The organism is Streptomyces anulatus (assembly GCF_014650675.1).
Taxonomy (GTDB): domain Bacteria; phylum Actinomycetota; class Actinomycetes; order Streptomycetales; family Streptomycetaceae; genus Streptomyces; species Streptomyces anulatus.
The window spans coordinates 25,379-45,849 of sequence record NZ_BMVK01000012.1 but is presented as its reverse complement, the minus strand read 5'-3'; the positions used below and the strand labels follow the sequence as shown (position 1 = coordinate 45,849).

At 70.9% G+C, this 20,471-nt stretch carries 17 protein-coding genes; 6 read left to right on the top strand and 11 right to left on the bottom strand.

Going from position 1 to position 20,471, the window contains the following annotated elements; all coding sequences use genetic code 11:
* Positions 1-165: 165 nt before the first annotated feature.
* From IE272_RS26315 to IE272_RS26305, 3 genes are all read right to left on the bottom strand, one after another.
* The gene (locus IE272_RS26315) at positions 166-1,311 is read right to left on the bottom strand and encodes an RNA polymerase sigma factor (protein WP_190008292.1); all 1,146 of its coding nucleotides are present in this window, start codon (positions 1,309-1,311) and stop codon (positions 166-168) included.
* 7 nt (positions 1,312-1,318) lie between these two features.
* Entirely contained in the window at positions 1,319-1,726 is a 408-nt protein-coding gene (locus IE272_RS26310) for a YciI family protein (RefSeq protein ID WP_050363040.1), read from the bottom strand.
* A 133-nt stretch (positions 1,727-1,859) separates the two neighbouring features.
* Positions 1,860-3,068, bottom strand: coding sequence for a saccharopine dehydrogenase family protein (locus IE272_RS26305; RefSeq protein WP_050363039.1), 1,209 nt, complete (start codon positions 3,066-3,068; stop codon positions 1,860-1,862).
* 246 nt (positions 3,069-3,314) lie between these two features.
* Here IE272_RS26305 and IE272_RS26300 point away from each other — a divergent pair, with 246 nt between their 5' ends.
* The gene (locus IE272_RS26300) at positions 3,315-4,121 is read left to right on the top strand and encodes an alpha/beta fold hydrolase (RefSeq protein ID WP_050363038.1); all 807 of its coding nucleotides are present in this window, start codon (positions 3,315-3,317) and stop codon (positions 4,119-4,121) included.
* A 26-nt stretch (positions 4,122-4,147) separates the two neighbouring features.
* Here IE272_RS26300 and IE272_RS26295 read toward each other — a convergent pair whose 3' ends face one another.
* Positions 4,148-4,639, bottom strand: coding sequence for a MarR family winged helix-turn-helix transcriptional regulator (locus IE272_RS26295; protein ID WP_050363037.1), 492 nt, complete (start codon positions 4,637-4,639; stop codon positions 4,148-4,150).
* A 98-nt stretch (positions 4,640-4,737) separates the two neighbouring features.
* Here IE272_RS26295 and IE272_RS26290 point away from each other — a divergent pair, with 98 nt between their 5' ends.
* Both IE272_RS26290 and IE272_RS26285 read left to right on the top strand, forming a co-directional pair.
* On the top strand, positions 4,738-5,085 hold the full coding sequence (locus tag IE272_RS26290; RefSeq protein ID WP_190008290.1) for a DoxX family protein: 348 nt from the start codon (positions 4,738-4,740) through the stop codon (positions 5,083-5,085).
* A gap of 134 nt (positions 5,086-5,219) precedes the next feature.
* A complete protein-coding gene (locus IE272_RS26285) occupies positions 5,220-5,804 on the top strand; it encodes a DUF998 domain-containing protein (RefSeq protein WP_190008288.1) in 585 nt (194 codons plus the stop codon).
* A 36-nt stretch (positions 5,805-5,840) separates the two neighbouring features.
* Here the strand turns inward: IE272_RS26285 and IE272_RS26280 are convergent, their stop codons facing one another.
* From IE272_RS26280 to IE272_RS26265, 4 genes are all read right to left on the bottom strand, one after another.
* Entirely contained in the window at positions 5,841-6,389 is a 549-nt protein-coding gene (locus IE272_RS26280; RefSeq protein ID WP_050363034.1) for an HAD domain-containing protein, read from the bottom strand.
* Between the two features lie 146 nt (positions 6,390-6,535).
* Entirely contained in the window at positions 6,536-9,532 is a 2,997-nt protein-coding gene (locus IE272_RS26275) for a 3-keto-alpha-glucoside-1,2-lyase-like domain-containing protein (RefSeq protein ID WP_190008286.1), read from the bottom strand.
* Between the two features lie 454 nt (positions 9,533-9,986).
* Positions 9,987-10,643, bottom strand: coding sequence for a DUF5701 family protein (locus IE272_RS26270; protein WP_190008285.1), 657 nt, complete (start codon positions 10,641-10,643; stop codon positions 9,987-9,989).
* Positions 10,644-10,827: 184 nt separating this feature from the next.
* Complete coding sequence (locus IE272_RS26265) at positions 10,828-11,958, bottom strand: hypothetical protein (protein WP_050363031.1); 1,131 nt, start codon at positions 11,956-11,958, stop codon at positions 10,828-10,830.
* 177 nt (positions 11,959-12,135) lie between these two features.
* On the opposite strand from IE272_RS26265, the gene IE272_RS26260 reads away from it, so the two are divergent.
* Positions 12,136-12,768, top strand: coding sequence for a DUF2461 family protein (locus tag IE272_RS26260; RefSeq protein WP_229897679.1), 633 nt, complete (start codon positions 12,136-12,138; stop codon positions 12,766-12,768).
* Between the two features lie 360 nt (positions 12,769-13,128).
* Positions 13,129-15,741: a rifamycin-inactivating phosphotransferase gene (gene rph, locus IE272_RS26255; protein ID WP_190008283.1), complete on the top strand. Its 2,613-nt coding sequence runs from the start codon at positions 13,129-13,131 to the stop codon at positions 15,739-15,741.
* A gap of 161 nt (positions 15,742-15,902) precedes the next feature.
* Here the strand turns inward: rph and IE272_RS26250 are convergent, their stop codons facing one another.
* Positions 15,903-16,691 (bottom strand): SDR family NAD(P)-dependent oxidoreductase, encoded by a 789-nt coding sequence (locus IE272_RS26250; RefSeq protein ID WP_190008281.1) that lies wholly within the window; start codon positions 16,689-16,691, stop codon positions 15,903-15,905.
* Between the two features lie 66 nt (positions 16,692-16,757).
* Positions 16,758-18,566, bottom strand: a complete 1,809-nt coding sequence (locus tag IE272_RS26245; protein ID WP_190008279.1) for a flavin-containing monooxygenase — start codon at positions 18,564-18,566, stop codon at positions 16,758-16,760.
* A gap of 197 nt (positions 18,567-18,763) precedes the next feature.
* Between IE272_RS26245 and IE272_RS26240 the strand changes: the two genes are divergently transcribed.
* Entirely contained in the window at positions 18,764-19,783 is a 1,020-nt protein-coding gene (locus IE272_RS26240; RefSeq protein WP_190008277.1) for an SMP-30/gluconolactonase/LRE family protein, read from the top strand.
* Between the two features lie 18 nt (positions 19,784-19,801).
* Here the strand turns inward: IE272_RS26240 and IE272_RS26235 are convergent, their stop codons facing one another.
* Positions 19,802-20,392, bottom strand: coding sequence for a TetR/AcrR family transcriptional regulator (locus IE272_RS26235; RefSeq protein WP_050363218.1), 591 nt, complete (start codon positions 20,390-20,392; stop codon positions 19,802-19,804).
* Positions 20,393-20,471 lie beyond the last annotated feature (79 nt).

The window sequence follows — 20,471 nt, the reverse complement described above, 5'->3', positions numbered from 1 at the left end:
GTCCCACAGCATCGCGACGCACCGGGGGCCGAAGGGGCGGAAGTCACGATCGAGTGCGCAACTAGCTCGGCTGTGCGGTTCCGCGCCGACGGAATCGGTGAGGCGTACGCCGGGCCGCCCCCGCCCCGCCCTGCGGACGCGGACGCGGTGGGCGGGGTCGATCCGTCAGCGCCGAAGGCCCGCGTTGAGCCGGGCGGCCCGGCGCGTGAGGTGGTCGCGCTCGGCGAGCGTGGGGGCCTTGTGGGCGGCCTCCGCGTACAGCCGGGCCGCCGTCGGCAGGTCGCCGTCGCGCTCGTGGAGATACGCCGCCACCGCCGTGTGACGGGGCAACGTGTCGCTCAGCGCGGCGAGTTCGGCCAGCCCGGCGCGCGGTCCGTCGGCCTCGCCGACGGCCACGGCCCGGTTGAGCCGGACGACCGGGCTGTCCGTCAGGCCCGCTAGCTCGTCGTACCACTCGACGATCTGCACCCAGTCGGTCTCCTCGGCGGTCGGTGCGTCGGCGTGGAGCGCCGCGATGGCGGCCTGGGCCTGGAACTCTCCCAGCCGGTCGCGGGCGAGGGCCGCCTGCAGGATCCCGACGCCCTCGGTGATCGCCCCGGTGTCCCAGCGGCCCCGGTCCTGCTCGGCGAGCGGCACCAGGCTCCCGTCGGGCGCGGTCCGGGTGGCGCGGCGGGCATGGTGGAGCAGCATGAGGGCGAGCAGGCCCGCCACCTCCGGGTGGTCGATCGCGGCCGCGAGCTGCCGGGTGAGCCGGATCGCCTCCGCAGCGAGGTCGACGTCGCCGGAATAGCCCTCGTTGAAGACCAGATAGAGGACGCGCAGCACGGTGGCGACATCGCCGGGCTGATCGAACGGCACGCCGGAGACGGTGCGCTTCGCCCGGCTGATGCGCTGCGCCATGGTGGCCTCGGGCACCAGATAGGCCCGGGCGATCTGGCGGGTCGTGAGCCCGCCGACGGCGCGCAGCGTGAGCGCGACGGCGGACGACGGCGTCAGTGACGGGTGGGCGCACAGGAAGTAGAGCTGGAGCGTGTCGTCCGCCGCCGGTACGGGTCCGGGCGCGGGCTCCTCGTCGACGAGGTCCTCCCGCCGCCGCCGGGCGGCCTCCGCCCGGGTCGCGTCGAGGAACCGCCGCCAGGCCACGGTGACCAGCCAGCCCTTCGGGTCCCGCGGTTGCTCGTCCGGCCATACGCGGACCGCCTCGACCAGGGCGTCCTGCACGGCGTCCTCGGCCGCCGCGAAGTCTGCTCCGCGGCGGACGAGGACCCCGAGGACGCTCGGCGTGAGGCTCCGCAGGAGGGCCTCGTTCATCGTGGTGTCACTCCGTGACGGTGGGCGGCGCGGACAGGAACGGGCGGACCTCCAGCCACTCGTGGATCGGCTTCCCGCCCGCCCCCGGAGCGGCCGACAGCTCCCCGGCCAGCTCGACGGCGCGGTCGTAGCCGTCGACGTCGATGATCATCCAGCCGGCGATGAGGTCCTTGGTCTCGGCGAACGGCCCGTCGGTGACCGGCGGGCGGCCCTCGCCGTCGTACCGGACCCACGCGCCCTCGGGGGCGAGCGCGGAGCCCTCGACGAACTCCCCGGTCTTCTCCAGCCGGTCGGCGAAGTCCTGCATGTACTGCATGTGCGCCGAGATCTCCTCGGGCGTCCACCGGTCCATCGGTACGTCGTTGACCGCTGCCGGGGCTCCGCGGTAGTGCTTGAGCAGAAGGTACTTCGCCATGGTGCTACTCCTCGGTCCTGTGCGGCCCATTGTGGCCGCCTTCACTACGGGGACGGAGCCGGACGCGGGTTCTCGACATCGTCGCCCGAAACTTCTCGACTCTTTTTTCGGCGGGCCGTGGACGGGCCTTCGGTCACTGCTCGCGCAGGCCCCACGGGGATCCGTACGCGACGAGCAGATCCAGGAACGGGCGCGGGGCCAGCGCCTCGGCGCCGAGCACGCCCGCACCGCTCCAGACGCCGCTCGCCACCAGTTCCAGGGCGATCACCGGGTTGATCGCCGTCTGCCAGACCACGGCCTGCGACCCGTACTCGCGCATCGACCACTGGTTGTCGACCACGTGGTAGAGGTACACGTCGCGGGGCGCACCGTCCTTCGTGCCCGTGACCCGGGTGCCGGCACAGGTCTTGCCCCGCATGAGTTCGCCGAGGGAGGCCGGGTCGGGCAGACAGGCCGCCACCACGTCACGGGGAGACACCTCGCCGCCGGGCACGGTCACCTTGTCCGTGCGGTCCAGGCCGAGGCTGTGCAGGGTCTTGAGGGTCTCGATGAACTCGTCGCCCAGCCCGTACTTGAACGTGACGCGCCGGGACTCCACCCAGCGCGGGATCAGCAGGACCTCCTCGTGCTCGACGTTGACGCATGCGACCGGACCGATGCCCTCCGGGAAGTCGAAGACCTCCGGCTCGCTGAACGGGGCCGTGGTGAACCACCCCCGGTCCCTCTCCCAGACCACCGGCGGGTTCAGACACTCCTCGATGGTGGTCCAGATCGAGAACGACGGGGCGAAGTCGTAGCCCTCGACGGTGAGGTTCGCGCCGTCCCGGACGCCGATCTCCTCGATCTCGTCGAACAGCTCGTCCGCCGCGTACCGGGCGAAGACGTCGGACAGTCCCGGCTCCACGCCCACTCCGACGAGCGCGAGCCGGCCTGCCTCCTCCCACGCCGCCGCCCGCTCGAACTGCCGATCGCCGAGCTTCACCCCGCACTGCTCGTACGGGCGCTCCGGATGCGGCGAGGACAGGGACATGGCCATGTCCAGATAGTCGACCCCGGCGGCCAGCGCCGCCTCGAACAGCGGCATCACGAACCGGGGGTCGGTGGCGTTCACGAGGATGTCGCACCGCTGCTCGGTGAGGAGCGCGGTGACCGCCGCCCGGTCGGAGGCGTCGATGCGCAGAGCGGTGAATCTGGTCTCCTCCCCGCCGAGCGCGGCCACCGCGGCCTCGGCCCGGGAAAGGTCGTAATCGGTGACGACCATGTGGTCGAAGAAGGAGCGGCGGGCGGCGATCCTGGTGATCGCCGTGCCCACGCCACCTGCGCCGACGAGCAGTACGCGCATGCCGGATGTGCCTTTCGTCAGAGAGACGGGCCGTGAGGACCGGTGCCCCTTGGATTCGTCCAGGCAAGGGGTGCGCTTGAGTCGCGTCAACGCTGTTGGCGTAACGACGGGGCCCGGCAGGCCGCGGGTCACGCTCCGCCCGAGCCCCGGAGGCAACCGCACGGGCTCCGCATGGCGGACCCCGGGGCCACGGCGCAGACTGGCCGGAGACGGAAGAAGGCGACTGCCCCGGAGAGGCCTGGAACGATGGGTGAGTACGCGGATCTGCCCGGCGTCAGGACCTGGTACGAGACCGAGGGGACCGGCGACCCGTTGGTTCTGCTGCACGGCGGCTTCTGCACCAATGACACGTGGGGCGCACAGCGCGCCGACCTGGCCTCCGCCTACCGCGTGTATCTGCCGGAACGGCGTGCCCACGGGCACACGGCCGACGTCGCGGGGCCGCTGACGTACCAGGACATGGCCGACGACACCGTGGCCTTCCTGGAGGAGGTCGTCGGGAGACCGGCGCATCTGGTGGGCTGGAGCGACGGGGGAGTCGTCGCGCTGATCGTCGCCGGGGACCGGCCCGACCTCGTCCGCAAGGCCGTGGCGATCGGGGCCAACTTCCGTCCGGGCCCCGAGTGTTTCGTCGAGCCGTCGATGCTCGACGCGATGACGCCGTCCGGGCCCGATCTCGCGTTCTTCCGGGAGTTGTACGAGCCTGTCTCACCGGACGGCGCGGGCCACTGGCCGGTGGTGGCCGAGAAGGTGATCGACATGTGGCGTACGCAGCCGACGCTGACCACCGAGGACCTGGCTCGCGTCGGGGCGCCCACCCTGGTCATGGCCGGCGACGACGACCTGATGACGCTGGAGCACACGACCGCCCTGTACCGCGCGATCCCGGACGCCGAGCTGGCTGTCGTTCCCGGGGCGTCCCACCTGGTCCCGCTGGAGAAGCCGGCGCTCGTCAACCGGTTGATCCTCGACCATCTCGCACAGGAGGCGGTGGAGACGATGATGCCCATCCGGCGGGCGGAGACCGGGGCCCCGGAGGGCGCCGAGATCTGAGCCGACGGCGTCGAGGACCGCGGGGCTCATTCCTCCGTGCAGCTGAAGTCCTGCGGGGAGGTCCGCAGCCTGCCCAGCAGTCGGCGCAGCGTGGCCAGGTCGCGCTCGGACAGGTCCGCGAAGAGTTCGTGCTCCACGGTGTCGAGTGCCGTGTCCGAGGTCCGCAGCTGCGAGGCGCCCCGCGGAGTGATCTCGACGATGTGACGGCGCCGGTCGGCGGTGTCACGACGACGGCGTACGAGATCGTCGCCTTCGAGATCGTTGAGGAGGGCGACGAGAACGCTGGGGTCGACGTCGAGCCTCTCGATGAGCGCCTTCTGCGTGACCGGCCCATCGGCGAGCTGCAGGAGCGTCATCATGTGCCGCGGGGTGAGCCCGGTGGCCGCGAGCGCCTTGTGGATCAGCGTCTGCGTCGCGTTGCCGTGGTAGGCGAGCAGGAATCCGAGGTGCTGGTCCGGATCGCCGGGAGACGTCGAAGGCCCCGCCGATGGCTGGGCGGCCCTGTCCTGAGCTGGCATTCCACCACGGTATCAGGGCACACATTGTGGAACATTGAAAATCGTTTATAGTCATCAACGATCTAGTCATTCATATCATTGATGATCCCGAGGTAACCATGTTCATCGCCTACGCCGTGGTCGGCGTCCTTCTCGCCTTCGCCCTCGGCGCCTCCGCCGTGCTGACGTTCACGCGCAACGAGGCCATCACGGCCTCGATGGGCAAGGTGGGCGTCCCCGGCACCTGGTTCCCCTGGCTGGCCTCGCTCAAGGCGGCCGGCGCCCTCGGCCTCCTGATCGGCCTCGGTGTGCCGCTGATCGGATCCGCCGCCGCCATCGGCGTCGTCCTCTACTTCATCGGAGCCGTCGTCACCCACCTGCGCGTCAAGGACTACGAGATCGCACCGCCCGCGGTGCTCGCCCTGCTGGCCGCCGCCGCGCTGGTCCTGCGCGTGCTGTCGGCCTGAACGCCCCGCGCGCGGCCGGGCGTCACCCGCGCGGACGGCGGCGTGCTCGGCTGCTTTCGGCCGACGGCGGCGCGGTCGGCCGAAAGCAGCCGGATGTCAGCGGCGGGCGAGATGCTCACATTTATGCTGACTCGATGCGATCTGCTCCCTGGTGGGCCTTGGTCTCCTCCGGATGCGCCCCCGTCCTTCTGACCGGCTCCTGGATGATTGCGCAGCTGCGCCAGGGGTCGGCGTACGACCCCGCGCGGCAGACCCTGAGCGTGCTGGCCTCCTACGGCGCTGCCAGCTACTGGCTGATGACGGGGATGCTGCTGGTGCTGGGGACGTGCTACGTGGTGACGGCGCACGCGCTCCGGCCGGCGGCGCCCGCCGGGCGGGTCGCCCTGGCCGGCGGCGGACTGTGCGCGCTGGCCCTGACGCTGGTCCCCGTCCCGAGCAGCGGCGGGGCGTTGGAGCACGGGGCCGTGTCCACCGTGGGCCTCGTGCTGCTGGCGGTGTGGCCTCCCCTGGCCGCGGTCCGGGACCGGAAGCCGGTGCCGTGGGGGCTGAGGCTCGATGTGTCGCTCGCCGCGAGCGCGTTGATGTGCGCGAGCGCTCTGTGGTTCCTGGCGGAGCTGCAGAGCGCGAGGGCGCCCGGCGTCGCCGAGCGCGTGGTCACGTTCGTCCAGGCCCTGTGGCCGTTCCTGGTGGTCGTCTCCTGCCGGAGAAGCGCGGCCTGACCGGAGCGAAGCCCGCGGACGCGAACGGGTACGCGCCTACGCGTCGCCCGCCACGCCCCGCAGCCAGGCGCCGACAGCCGTGTAGTCGCAGTCCGCCAGGCCTCGCCGGGGATCCACCCGGTGGAGCAGAGCGGGGCCCGGGTGGTGGAGGGCGACCCAGGCCCGATCGGTGTCGGTGATCTCGTCGTCGACCCAGACGAAAGGACGGCCGGCGGCCCGAGCGACGAGGGCGCGGGTCTTCCAGTGCAGCCCGTCCCGCTCGTCCTGGTCCTCCCGTCCGTCGGTGCCGTCGGCGTCGGAGGGTTCCGGCCAGTGGACGACGGGCAACGGCGGCAGGCCGATGCGGGGGGCGATCCACGCGTTCGCGTCCTCCATCCACGTGGTCGCCCAGACGAGCTCGCAGGGCAACGCCGCGAGCCGGGGCCCGTGCTGAGGATTGACCCTGGTCAGGAGCGGATTCGCACCGGTACCCGGAGTCCCGGGGCCCGTCTCGTACGTCGGGTGGGGGCGGGACGTCGCGCCGAAGGGAATGAGCGGGCCGTCGACGTCGAGGAACAGCAGCGGACGCTGCGCGGTGCGAGTCACGGGAGCACGATAGCGACGGCCCCATCCGGGCGCGGCCCCGGCGTCAGGCCCAGGACCGACAGGGCGGCGCGGCGCGAGCGCCGGTGCGGACGGTTCCGGGGCGACAGCCGACCGCTGTCACCCCGGAACCGGTGCGCCGGACCGCCCTAGGTGAGCGGCTCGACCCACACGTTGCGGTAGCGGACCTTGCTCCCGTGGTCCTGGAGCTTGATCGCCCCGGCCGTCGGACCCTCGGCCGCTCCGCCGCCGGTCGTGCCGTCGACGGCAACATCGTCGTGGACGGTGACACCGTTCCACACGACGGTGACCCGGGCGTCCTCCGTCTTCGCGCCCGAGGCGTCGAAGCGGGCGGCGCGGAAGGTGATGTCGTACGTCTGCCAGGTCTCCGGGGCCGTGGCGGCGTTCACGTCCGGGGCCTTCTTGGTGTAGATCGCCCCGGCCTCGTTGTCGGCGAGCGTGGTGTCACCGTACGAGTCGAGGATCTGCACCTCGTAGCGCTCCTGCAGGTACACGCCGCTGTTGGCGCGATCCTGGCCGGTCACGTCCGGCGGGAGGTTCGGCAGCCAGAACTCGACATGGGCACGGAAGTCCTGGAAGCCCTGCTTGGTGCGAAGGTCCCCGCCGGCGATCTCCATCTCCCCGCCGCTCACCGGCCATTCGGGAGTGCGGCCGTCCGGATGCTGCCAGGCCGCCTGGTCCGTGCCGTCGAAGAGCTGGACGCGGGCGCCCTTCGGATGGACGGTGATCATGTCCAGGTTCACATGGCCGGTGTCACCGCTGTCGAAGGAGTAGGTGATCGTGTTGCGGCCCTTGCGCAGCTCCAGCTGTTCCGTCCCCGTCGACCAGGTCTTCCAGTCGGTGGTCGACAGCAGCTTGATCTGCCGCACCTTCTCGCCGTTGACGTGGACGCTCACCGTCTTGGTGCCGGGCGCCGGATCCGGCCCGTTGGAGTAGCGCAGACCCACATCGTGCGTCCCCGCCTTCCCGGCCTCCACGTCGAAGGCGACCGCCGCCCCCTCGTTGCCGAAGTTGTCGACGAAGCCGCCGCCCGAATAGCCCGCGTGCTCGGTGTCGAAGCCCGCACCCCCGCTGAGGGCGGCCTCCTCCGCCTCGTACCGGGTGGCCGGGGGCTGGTCGCCGGGCAGGGAGTTGAGGGTGTACCAGGCCTCCGTGCTCCACAGCTCCGTGCCGTCGGCGGAGCTGAAGGGGCGCGGCGAACGGACGTGGACCACACGGTTCGCCTTGAGCCCCGGAATGGTCAGCGTGACCTTCTTGCGGTCCTCGGAGAGGGTGGCCGCACCGACGTCGAGGGACTCCTCGTCGATCTTGGGGCCGCCGTAGGCGGGGGTCGGGGCGTACGTCCACTGCTCGACCCGGTAGCTCTCGGCGAGCTTCGCGGCCGTCTCCTCGGAGAGCGGCTCGGTGTACTCCAGCTCGAAGCCGCCCGGCTTCGCGCGCATCGCCAGGATGTCGAAGGCCTTGTCACCGCTGGGGGAGAGCTTCTGGAGCCCGTAGGTCAGCTTGCCCTCCTGGCCCCAGTTGCCGCCCGCGCCGAGGCCGCCGGCGTAGATCGCGCCGTCCGGGCCCATGCTGATCCGGTTGACGCCCGCCTCCAGGCCCTGGGTGAAGCGGAAGACCGCCCCCTGGTACTCGCCGTCGACCTTCTCCAGGTAGGCGCGCTGGATGCCGCCGTACGTGACATCACCGAACAGCATCTGCCCGGCGAACCGGCCCTCGTCCAACTGCAGGGGAGTGCTAGGCGAGTTGGCTATCTCGTTCTGCGGCAGCCACAGCACCGGCTTGGTCACCGGCTTCGCGTCGAACGGGCCCGACGGGTTGGTGTAGTGGTTGAAGAAGCGGTCCTCCTTGATGTGGAGCAGCTTCGAGGAGGGCAGCCAGCCGCCCTGGTTGTCGAGGACGAACATGTCGCCCTCCGGGCCCCAGCCGATGCCGTTGGGCGTACGCAGGCCCCCGGCGATGTAGTCGACCTTGCCGGTCTCCTTGTTCACCTTGATCGTCGAACCGCGGTTCGGCGCGGGCTGCGGGTCGGTCGTCGCCCCGCCCAGGTCGATCGCCACGGACAGGTTCAGGTAGAAGTAGCCGTCCCGGTAGAGCAGGCCGAAGGCGAACTCGTGGAAGTTCCCGCCGTACGGCCAGGTGGCCACCGTCCGGCGCTCATCGGTCACGTCGTCGCCGTCGGCGTCGGTCAGCTCGGTGAGTTCGTGCTTCTGCGACACGTACAGCTTGCCGTCGACGGCCTTGATGCCCATCGGCTCCTTGAGCCCCTCGGCCACCTTCTTGGCGGTCACCTCGCCGGGACCGGTGTCGCCCTGGACGTTGTCGAGGAGGTAGACCTCGCCGGTCGTGTTGTCGGTGCCGCCCCAGGTGGTCACGGCGAGCCGGCCGTCGGGCAGCCAGTCCATCGCGGTGACCTGCGGTTCGAAGCCCGCAGGGCGCAGATCGGTGAGCGCGTAGTCCGGGTGCGTCCCGGCCAGGGGCAGTCCGTCGCCGGGGGAGTCGAGGACGCCCTCGCACTCCTTGCGTCCCGGCGCCGTCACCCGTACGACGTCGGCGTCGGTGCTCAGCACGGAAGTCGGCACGACGGCGAAGTCCCCGGCACCGGGCGGCTTCCATTCGAGGGTCACCTGCTGGCCGCCGGTGCGGTCGAAATGATCGATGCGCAGCGGATGGTGACCTGCCGTCAGATCGACGGAGCCGTCCTTGGGCTCCGCGCCGTGCAGCCCGTCGTGATCGATGACGGTGGAGCCGTCGATCCGCAGCCGCGAACCGTCGTCACTGGTCAGGCGGAAGGCGTACGCGCCGTCCTCGGGAACGGCGAGGTTCGCCGTGACCTGGGAGACGAAGTGGTCGCCGAAACCGAAGTCGTCCGGCGAACTCCAGTCGATGGCGGGCATCAACTTGTCGACGTTCGGGGTCTGTCCGGCCTTGATGTCGCACAGCTCGCTGAGGGGGACCTGCACATCGAAGACGCGCAGGGTGACGCCCGGTTCCTGCGGCGGGAGTTCGTCCAGCGGTGCCGGCGAGGCGGCGGCCGGTACGGCGGAGAAGGCGCCGACGAGAAACGCGGAGACCAGCAGACCGGTGAGATGTCTGCGGCAACGGTGGAACGGCCGTGGATGCATTCTTCCTCCTGGCCCCTCGCGGCGAGGGGCACGTCGCGGCGGTGGGTGGGGCCACCCGGCGCCCGGGGGTGAACGTTCGGCTCGTGCGGTGGGGCGGCGCTGCGTCCGGACAGGGGCTCCGGTGGCCGCGCCGAGAACAGTAGGAGGCTTCTACCGGCGGCGTCCATACTTCGTCACCACAGTGTTCAAAGTTCGCAGGTGTTGATGCAAAGTACCCAAACCCCTTGGTGTACAAGGCATTTGGTACTCCGTCAGCAAAGGAAGAGCCCCGGCTGTGCCCTCCGGCGGGGTGTTTGTGATCGCACGCGCCGATGAAACGGGCCTGCACGGCCCGCTTCGTCGGCGCCCCTCGCCCGCCCCTCGTCCGCACCTTGTCGGCGGACCCGGCTCAGGTGCGCGCGCCGTGCCCGGCGTTGCCGGGCGAAGCGTCAGGGGCAGGGCGAACGCGTGCGTGCTACTGGCCCTCGCGGCCCGAGGCGGAGGCGAATCCCAGCCAGGTGTGGCGGTTGCCCCACCAGCACCAGCCGACCTTGGGGGCGTTGCGCCGCTCCCGGCCGTCCCGCCCGGTGCCGTTGCTGATCCAGATCGCCGGGGTGCGCGCGTCCAAGGCGCCGTTCGCCTTCCGCAGTCGGGACCCGATGGTCATGAAGCAGAGGTTCCGCTCCAGCACCGCGGGCTGCTGCAGCACCCAGTGGACTCCTTCGGTGAGCACCAACGGGGTACGCCCGTCCTCGGTGAGGGCGGGCAACGCCTCCTCCGGGCTCCAATTGGCCATGTGGTCGCCGCGGTCCGGCCCGGCGACGAAATAGAGAGGCGCGTCGGGAAGTTCGACCGCCGTGGGGGCGAACAGGTCGACGTCGGGCATGTCGACGACGACGAAGCCGGGCTTGCCGTCACGCAGGAGCAGCGGTGCGAGGGCGGAGGCGGGGGCGCGGTCCGGATGGACGGCGAGCAGAACATCGCGGTCCCGGTCGGCCGTTCCCGCGAACGCGCGGATGTCCTCGGCGGGAATCCCCGCGATCTCGTGCACCCCGAGCCCGATCAGGCGCTCCGCCTGATCGGCGGGCGACGGGAGCGGGTGCACGGCGTCGGCAGTGGAAGCATCGGGCAAGGCGGTCCCTCGGATTCATGGTCAGCGGTAGTGGGCCGGAGAGCCGAACGAGAGAGATCGCCGAAGCGTTCCCGACGCGCCCGCGCCCCTCCGTACGGACCCGCTTCCACGCAGCGTCAACACCATTCCGCTGACCGACCGACCGTCGCGGGCCCCGGTCACCGATCCGCACCGGCGGCTCGGATCACGTGGAGGAGCGCGGCCGGAAAAGGTCGTCCGAGGTGTCCCCCATGAGGGTCTCGAGGATCGTGCGCAGCCATGGGTCGCGCACGGCCGGCAGCCGGACCAAGGTGTGCTGGAACGTTCTCCGGTCGGCCCGGAACAGGTAGTGGGGGAGCAGCGGGAGCGGGTCGTCGCGGAGTACGTCCTGGGGGATGCGGCCCGATGCGGGAACCGGCAAGTACGGCTGGGGAGCGACCAGCCACAGCCACACCCCCAGCGGCAGGGGCACCAGGTATGCCGACGCAGCCGCAGTCCGGCCGGCGGGTGCCCAGGCCTGACCTGTCCGGGGATGAACCGGTACGAGGAGGATGTCGATGCCCGCGTCCGGGGAGGGCTGTCCCGGTCCGGCCAGAACGGCTCGCCGCTTCGGGGGACCCGGCGGCAACAGGGCGTCGAGCGTGCGTTGGAACACGTCCGAGGTCAGACCGCCCGGGACCTTTACCGGCTGCCCTTGGGAGGCAACCAGAAGGTGGGCGAGCGCGTGGCCGGCTGCCGCCTCCCACTGCGGGCTCCACGACCAGTAGTGGTTCGACCCCAGCCGTCCTCCCCACGTGGCGATCGGCTCGAACGGGGGCGCCTTCTCCCCCTTCGCTGCCAGCTCCGCCCAGGAGAGGGGCGCAACGTGGGTACCGCCGACGGGGACGCGGTGCACGGTGTCCGAGCTGAGCCGCACCGCCTGCCAGAGCGAGCAGTCGTCGATCCTGGTTGCTACGGGGAGGTCGCATGCCTCGCAGGCCATGTTGGGCCCGTCGGCTCCGTCGAGGCCGCAGCAGGCATCGCCACGCTTCTCAGGGATCAGCCGCGTTCCACGGATATCACCGGGCGCGATGACACTCGCTCCGGTCGTGCTGTCGGGCAGGGCGTGGACCGGTGCGTAGATACCGCGTGCCTCCGCTTCGCCGGGATCGATCTCGTCCCATGTCCGCCACGGTCCGCCCCAGGGGTCCGGGTCCACGGCGAACGTCCCGGATTCCATGAGTACCGGTAGCTGGGTCCCGTTCCCGTACTGCTGACGGGTGTGGACCGGCAGTGAGACCTGGGTCAGCGGGGTGGTCAACTCGGCGCCGCAGCCAGCGCACTTGAAAACGAACAATTGCCCTCCGTCTGGGAAACAGGCGTATTTTCGCAGTCTGCGGGCCGCCGATCCCATGTGTTTTCTGATCCGCTGCTGGAACGGCACCTGTCACCGTTGCGGTGTGTCATTGCAGCGCGGGTATTCCTGACCGTCTCACTCTCCGCGCGCCGGTCATGGGTGGGTTATTCTGCGCGCATGCGTGGAGGGTTCACCGGCTGGCCGGAGCAGGCCATGGACGTGTTGTGGCAGCTCCAGGGCGAACCGGCCCACGCGGCCCGTGAGCGCTGCCGCGCGGACCGCGAACGACTGGTCCGGCAACCGATGATCGCCCTGCTCAACGAGGTGGCGGACAGCGACGCCCGGTACGAGGACTTCTCCGTCTGGCACTACCGCACCGACTCGTGGTGGTGGCAGCACCAGGGCGCGGTGATCCGGCTCGGCCGCAAGGTCGAGATCGGTCTCCGGTTCGACCTGGACGGTCTGCGGATCCAGGGTGCGTGGTGGTACCCCGACCCCGGCCAGGTGGACATGTTCCGCAGAGCCGTGGCCTCGGAGGGAAGCGGCCGCGAACTGTCCGCCGTCGTCGAGGCCGTGCGGGAGAAGGGCTATGACATCTCCGGTGACCTGATGAAACGCCCTCCGCGTGGCTATCCGGCGGACCACTCCCGTGCGGATCTGCTGCGCCATCGTTCGCTGATCGCGGCCCGCCCGCTCGGCTGCGAGGAGTGGCTGCACACCCGCGAGGCGGTCGAGCGGGTCCTCTCGGCCGCCGCCGACCTGGACGCCCTGCTGATGTGGCTGGTCCGCCATGTGAATCGCGCCGCCTGACCTCACGAGGGCGCCGCGCGGCACGGGAGGAACCACATGCGTACAGCAGGAGCGGTGCGCAGAGGCAAAAACAAAGGCAAGGAGAGAGACCTCTCCTTGCCGCTCTCAACTTATAGCTCACCGGGGGGCTTGCGGCAAGACCCGGGTGACGGCGCAGAATCCTCGGGTCGATGCCACCACCTGCGGAACGGTGGCACGACGTGCGCCGGCCGGTCGGGAGGATCCGCCGGTCCATTCGTCAGAGGGAAGACAACCAGGAATGAGTACGTGTCCGACAAGAGGTTCTACGGAGGGCGGGGCGCCGGTGATCCGATCGGCCGCCGCGGTGCAACGGAACACGACCGCTCTGGAGGTGTCGCGATGACGGACCGGTACGTGTTGGACCTCCAAGAGGTCGACGAGAGGCGAGTCGCGGTCGTCGGCGGCAAGGGCGCACACCTGGGCGGACTGTCGCGGATCGAGGGCGTCCGCGTGCCGGACGGCTTCTGCGTGACGACGGACGCGTTCCGGCGGGCCATGGCGGAAGTCCCGTCGCTCGACGATCGGCTCGATGAGCTGTCGCGCCTGGACCCGCAGGACCGGGAGGCGATCCGCACGCTCAGCGCACGCATGCGCCGCACCATCGAGGAGGTCGCCGTCCCGGGCGACGTCACGGCGGCGGTCACCCGCGCGCTCGGCCGGTTCGGTGAGCAGGGCGCGTACGCGGTCCGGTCCAGCGCGACGGCGGAGGACCTGCCGACCGCTTCCTTCGCCGGCCAGCAGGACACGTATCTGAACGTGCTGGGGCCGACCGCGGTCCTTCAGCACATCAGCCGGTGCTGGGCATCGATGTTCACCGAGCGGGCCGTCGTCTACCGGCAGCGGAACGGCATCGACCACCGTACGGTCGACATGGCTGTGGTCGTGCAGCGGATGGTCTTCCCGGACGCGTCCGGCATCCTGTTCACGGCCGACCCGGTCACCGGCAACCGGAAGGTCGCCACCGTGGACGCGGGCTTCGGCCTGGGCGAGGCCCTGGTCTCCGGACTGGTGAACCCGGACGTCTTCACGGTCCGGGACGGCGAAGTCGTCGCCAGGACCATCGCGGCAAAGGAGCGCGCCGTACATGCCCTGCCCGCCGGCGGTACGCGGGAAGTGGCTGTCGACGTGCGGCAGCGGGAGCGGCCGGCGCTGACGGATGAGCAGGCTGTCCGCCTCGTGGGTCTGGGCCGCCGGATCGAAGCGCATTTCGGCTGCCCGCAGGACATCGAGTGGTGTCTGGTCGACGACGGTTTCCGGATCGTCCAGAGCCGGCCGATCACCACCCTCTTCCCCCTCCCCGTCCGGGCGGACGGCGACTCGGAGAACCACGTCTACGTCTCCGTCGGCCACCAGCAGATGATGACCGACGCCATGAAGCCCCTCGGGTACTCCATGTGGCAGCTGACGGCCATGGTGCCGATGCTCGAGGCGGGTGGGCGGCTGTTCGTCGATGTCACCCGGCGGCTGGCGTCACCCGCGAGCCGTGACGGTCTCCTGGACGTCCTGGGGAAGGGGGATCCGCTGGTCAGGGACGCCCTGGAGACCGTCCTCGGACAGGGCGGCTTCGTCCCCTCCATCCCGGACGCGGCTCCCGACGGCCCGCCGCCCACGGGTGCGCCCGCCCCGATCGAGACCGATCCGGCCGTCGTCACCGAACTGATCGAGCGCAGCCGGACGTCCATCGCCGCTCTGGAACGGGACATCCGGGCGAAGGAGGGCCCGGCGCTGTTCGCCTTCCTGCTGGAGGCCTTCGAGGAGCACAAGCGGGTACTGGGCGATCCGCTGAGCATGCAGGCGATCATGGCGGGGATGGACGCCACGTGGTGGCTCAACGACAAGCTGTGGCAGTGGCTGGGCGAGAAGAACGCCGCGGACACGCTGACGCTGTCGGCCCCGGACAACATCACGTCGGAGATGGGGCTGGCGCTGCTCGACGTGGCGGACGTGATCCGCCCGCTGCCGGAGGTGCTGGCCTTCCTGCGGGACGCCGAGCACCTCGATGACGCGACTTTCCTGGACGAGCTGGCGAAGACCGCGGGCGGGGGCGAGGCGCGCGCTGCGATCGAGGCCTACCTGGACCGGTACGGCATGCGCTGTGTCGGTGAGATCGACATCACCAGGCCACGGTGGCGTGAGCGCCCCACCACGCTCGTTCCCGTGATCCTCGACAACGTGCGGAACTTCGGGCCGGGTGCCGCCGAGCGGCGCTTCGAGCAGGGCCGGCGGAAGGCCCTGCAGAAGGAACAGGACGTGCTGTCGCGGCTGCGGACCCTGCCGGACGGGGACCGGAAGGCCGACGAGACCCGGCGGATGATCGACCGCGTCAGAACCTTCATCGGATACCGGGAGTACCCGAAGTACGGCATTGTCAGCCGCTACTTGGTCTACAAGCAGGCCCTGCTGGCGGAGGCCGAGCGGCTCGTGCGGGAGAACGTGCTTCCCGAGAAGGAGGACGCGTTCTACCTGACGTTCCAGGAACTCCACGAGGCCGTACGGTCGAACAGGGTGGACGAGCAGCTCATCCAGCGGCGCAAGGAGGCGTTCCGGTCGTACCGGGCGCTCACCCCGCCCCGGGTCCTCACGTCGGACGGCGAGGCTCTGAGCGGTGCGTACCGGCGCGACGACGTGCCGGCCGGTGCGCTGACGGGTCTGCCGGTGTCCGCCGGGACCGTCGAGGGAAGGGCCCGTGTCGTTCTCGACATGGAGGAGGCCGATCTCGAAGCGGGCGACATCCTGGTCACGGTCTTCACGGACCCCAGCTGGTCGCCGCTGTTCGTCGGAATCGCGGGCCTGGTGACGGAGGTCGGCGGCCTGATGACCCATGGCGCGGTGATCGCCCGGGAGTACGGCCTGCCGGCCGTGGTGGGTGTGGACCGGGCCACCCGGCTGATCCGGGACGGGCAGCGGATCCGCGTGCACGGAACCGACGGGTACGTGGAGCTCCTGCCCTGAGCACCCGGGCCGCGCCGAGGACTCCCGTCCCCGGCGCGGCCCGCCCGTGCCGCGCCGGGTGCGCTCCGGCCCGGCCGGGTGAGCCGTTTGACGCGCGGCGCGTGAATCGGCCCGACGCGGCCAGCCCGTGACGTGCTGCGCGTTCCGCTCGCCCTGCCGGGTCAGACGGCTGACCAGCCGTCGTCCACGGGCAGGACGGCGCCGTTGACGAAGGAGGCCGCACCGGAGGCGAGCCAGACGATGGCGGCGGCCTGTTCGTCCGCCGAGCCGATGCGGCCGATGTTCGCGCCGATGAGGCCCGTGATGACGGACGGGCCGTGCGCGTCGGGGCGGCTGTCGACGCCCATGCCGGTCGCGGTGGGGCCGGGCGCGATCATGTTGGCCCGGATGCCCTGCTCGCGGTACATCACCGCCAGGTTCTTCACCAGGCCGGTGATCCCGTGCTTGGCGGCGGTGTACGCGGCTCCGGCGGCGCCGCCGCGCAGGCCGGCCTCGGAGCCGGTGAAGACCAGAGATCCGGCGCCGGCGGTCAGCATGTGGGGGAGTACGGCGCGGGTGAGGAGGAAGGGAGCGGTGAGGTCGGTGCGCAACACCCGGTTCCACTCGTCGTCGTCGGTCTCGTGCGCCGCCGACATGCGGTCCATGATTCCCGCGTTGTTGACCAGGACGTCGACCCGGCCGAACTCCGCGACCGCGCGGTCCACGACGGCGTCCACCACCCGTTGCTCGGCCAGATCCCCGACGATCGCCAGTGCGGTGCCCCCGGCGGCGCTGATCCTTCGCACGGTCTCCTCGACGCCTGCCGCGTCGAGGTCGGCGGCCAGGACGCGGTCGCCCCCTGCGGCGAAGGCGAGGGCGGCGGCACGGCCGATCCCGGACGCGGCTCCGGTGACGATCACGCTCCGAGGGGTGCGCGTGGCGATGTCCGGCTCGGATACAGGTGCGTTCATGGCTCGTTCCTTCCGGCACTGCGAGTGCTGAGGGTTGGGGGAGGGGGGGTGGGCGGGGCAGGCCCGTCAGGTGCGGGGGACGGTCCTGTTCCGGAGGACTTCTCCCATGGACTCGTCGCGCCAGCGTTCGAGGAGCTCGTGGAAGGCGACGGCTCCGTGCGGGTAGGCGATGGGTCCGTTGGGCCGGCCGCGCCCTTCACGGTTGTAGTAGCCGGGGGTGCACTCGGCGTGGAACCACTCGTGGTCGGGCGCGCCCTCGGCCAGGACGGCGATCCAGGCGTCCTCGGCCTCGGGCGAGGGTTCGATGAGGGCGCCGGCGGCTTCCGCGGCTGCGATGAGGGCGGCGGCGTGGATGGCCTGCTCGTCGAGGATGTGGGTGAAGTTGACGCTGCTGGCGTTCTGGAGGGGCCCCATCTGTATGAGGTTGGGGAAGCCGTTGCTCGTGAAGCCGTGGAGGGTGCGCGGGCCCTGCCGCGCCCACCTGTGCAGCAGCTGGACGCCGCCCCGGCCGTGGACGGGGAGTTTGCCCGAGTGGATGCCGGAGGTCCCGACGTTGAACCCGGTGGCGAAGATCAGGCAGTCGAGTTCGTACGTGGTGCTGCCGGCCGTGACGCCGTTTTCCGTGATGCGCTCGATGCCGTGGGTGTCCGCGGTGTCGACGAGGGTGACGTTGTCGCGGTTGAACGCCGGGTAGTACTGGTCGGAGAAGGTCGGGCGTTTGCACGCGTAGCGGTACCAGGGCTTGAGCTTCTCCGCCGTCCCCGGGTCGGTGACCGTCTGTTCGACGCGGGCGCGGAGCTCGTTCATCTTGGCGGCGTCGGCGGCCTCGTAGGCGGCTTCGAAGGCCTGCCGGTCGCCCTGTCGGCGGAAGCTCGGCAGGAGCTTCTCCAGCAGGCCCGCGGACGCGGTCCACCGGTCCGCCACGAGATCCTGCTCGGCGCTCTCGCCGGAGACGATGCGGAGGTAGTTCTCCCGTCGCTCCCGGGCCCATTCCTCGCGGTCGGCGCCCACGTCCCGGGCGGTGGTGCGGCGGTTGTCGCGTACGTCCACGGTGGAGGGGGTGCGCTGGAAGACGTAGAGGTGTGCGGCGTCCTCGGCCAGCATCGGGATGACCTGGATGCCGGTGGCCCCGGTGCCGACGACGCCCACCCGCTTGTCCGCGAGGCCGGTCATGCCGCCCTTGGGGGTGCCGCCGGTGTAGGCGTAGTCCCACCGCGAGGTGTGGAACGTGTGGCCGGCGAAGTCCTCGATGCCGGGGATCCCGGGCAGCTTCGGATCGGTGAGGGTGCCGGTGGCGTTGACGACGTAGGCGGCCCGGAAGGCGTCACCGCGATCCGTGGTCACGGTCCATGTCTCGGATTCCTCCTCCCAGGTCAGTGCGGTGACCCCGGTGGAGAACAGCGCATCCGCGTACAGGTCGAACTTCCGCGCGATCCGCACCGCGTGGCGGCGGATCTCGTCACCGGGGGCGTACTTCCACTCCGGTACGTAGCCGGTCTCGTCGAGCATCGGCAGGTATACGTGGGACTCGACGTCGCAGTGGACGCCCGGGTACCGGTTCCAGTACCAAGTGCCTCCGAAGTCACCGCCCTTCTCGATGATCCGGACGCTGTCGACACCCTGCCGGCGCAGGTGCGCCCCGGTGAGGATGCCGCCGAATCCGCCGCCTATCACGGCGACGTCGACGGTGTCGCGGAGCGGGTCGCGCCCGGTGGGTCCTTCCGTGTACGGGTCCGCGGCGTAGTAGCCGAACTCGGCGTCCGCGTCGCGGTACTGGGCGGCTCCGTCGGGACGCACACGCCGTTCGCGCTCGAGCCGGTAGCGCCGCCTCAGCGCGGCGAGCTCGTGGGGGGCCGGTGTCTGAGGAGTCGTCATGTGGGGGGTCCTCGATCCGCACGGTGGGGCGGCCCCGGTCGGGCGGCCGTCCGCTACGGTAGCAACTACCGGACAACACTGTCCGGTTGAGGATCGGGCGGGACGACGACATTCGGCCACGGGCCTTCGCCCCTCCTCGCAGGCCGCGTACTCCCCGCCCGCGAAATCCGCCCACTGGACAGGAAGAGTGATCTCCCATGCAGCGACTTTCGGCCCGGTCATTTTCCGCGCTAGCCACTATCGGCATGCTGTTTCTCACCGGCTGCGGCACGCAGAGCGCCGCGCCCCGGGGAGAGGCGGCGTCGGACTTCGGGGGCAGGACCATCCGGGCGCAGAAGGTGATGCAGCTGACCCAGGTGCACGGTGAGACCGGGATGACCTTGCTGGAGGGGCCCGTGTTCGGGGAGGACGGCGGCCTGTTCGTCGTCGACGTCACCGCACCCGAGGGCAAGCCCAAAGTGATACGCGTCGACGTGGCGAGGAAGACGTCCCGGGCGGTCCACACCGACGGCACAGGGGCCTATACGTCGGCGCAGTTCAGCCCGTACGACGGACGGCTCTACCTCAGCGACTTCGCACACGGCGAGATTGTGACTCTGGCCCCCGGCGGCGGCGATGTGCGGACCTTCTTCTCCGGCGAGGTCGACGGAGCCCGGATGAACCCCGACGACATCGCCTTCGACCGGGAGGGCAACCTGTACATCAGCGACTCCCGCGGCCTGTCCGAGGGCAAGGCCCACGGGCGTGTGGTGCGGATCGACCGGGAGGGCGGCGAGGCCACCGTTCTGGCCGGGGATCTGGCCGCGCCGAACGGGGTCTCCTTCGACGCGGACTACCGAGGGCTGTGGTTCAGCGAGCTCACCGAGAACCGGATCTCCTACCTGCGCCTCGACGGGCAGGGCGGGGTGACGTCCCGGCACACCGCCATCCGCGTGGACGGCGGACTCGCCCAGACCGACTCGATCGCCGTGGACGCGGACGGCAACCTCTACCAGGGGCTGCACGGCCGGGCGGCCATGGCCGTGTACGACCGGCACGGTGAGCGGCTGGCGACGGTGGAGCTTCCCTCGCGGGCCGAAGGCCTGGAGTCGGCGACGAACGTGGCCATCACACCGGGCGGCACCAAGGCGTACATGACCGTCAGCGGTCCCGCGGGCGGCTACCTCTACTCCTTCGACGCCGTCGCGGAAGGCACCCGGCAGTCGAACGGCGGCTGACGGCCACGGGCCTGCGGCTCAGGCGCCGAAGGCCCGTACGGGTCCCACCTCGACGCCGAGCAGCCGCCAGGCGGCCAGCGCCCGGTGCTCGCGCTCCTCGCGGGTGGGGCCGGTGACGGCGGCGGAGACCATGGCGACGGAGAGTGCGAGGTTGTCCTGCGCGCTCAGCCGGTGACCGTGGGGCAGGTGTGTGCGCAGAGCACGCTCGACCCGTTCGGACAGGGCGAGGGCATGCGCGCGGATACCCGGACGGGCGCCGGCCCGGTCGGCGTGGAGAAGACCGATGAAGGCCGCCGACTCCGCGAGGTGCCATGTCAGGACACCGAGCACTGCGTCGAAGGTGGCGTCCTGGTCTTCGGCGGCCTGTTCGATCTGCCGCACGTTCTCCTCGAGAACGGCGGCCACCGCGGTACTCCGGTCGGGGAAGTGCCGGTAGAGAACGCCCTGCCCGACCCCGGCCCTGCGCGCGATCGCGGAGAGCGGCGCCTCCAGACCGTGCTCCGCGAAGACCTCCCGGGCGGCGGCGACCAGGGCGGCCCGGTTACGTGCGGCGGCCTTCGGCCCGTCGTTCGCCGGCCGTCGCCCGTCCTGCTCGCTGTGCTCCGCCACCCCGGCAGCGTACCGGCAGGGCAGGCGGCCCATGCCGCTCCTTCCGGGCTGGTGGTCGTTTCGGTGTTCAGGTCGGTCG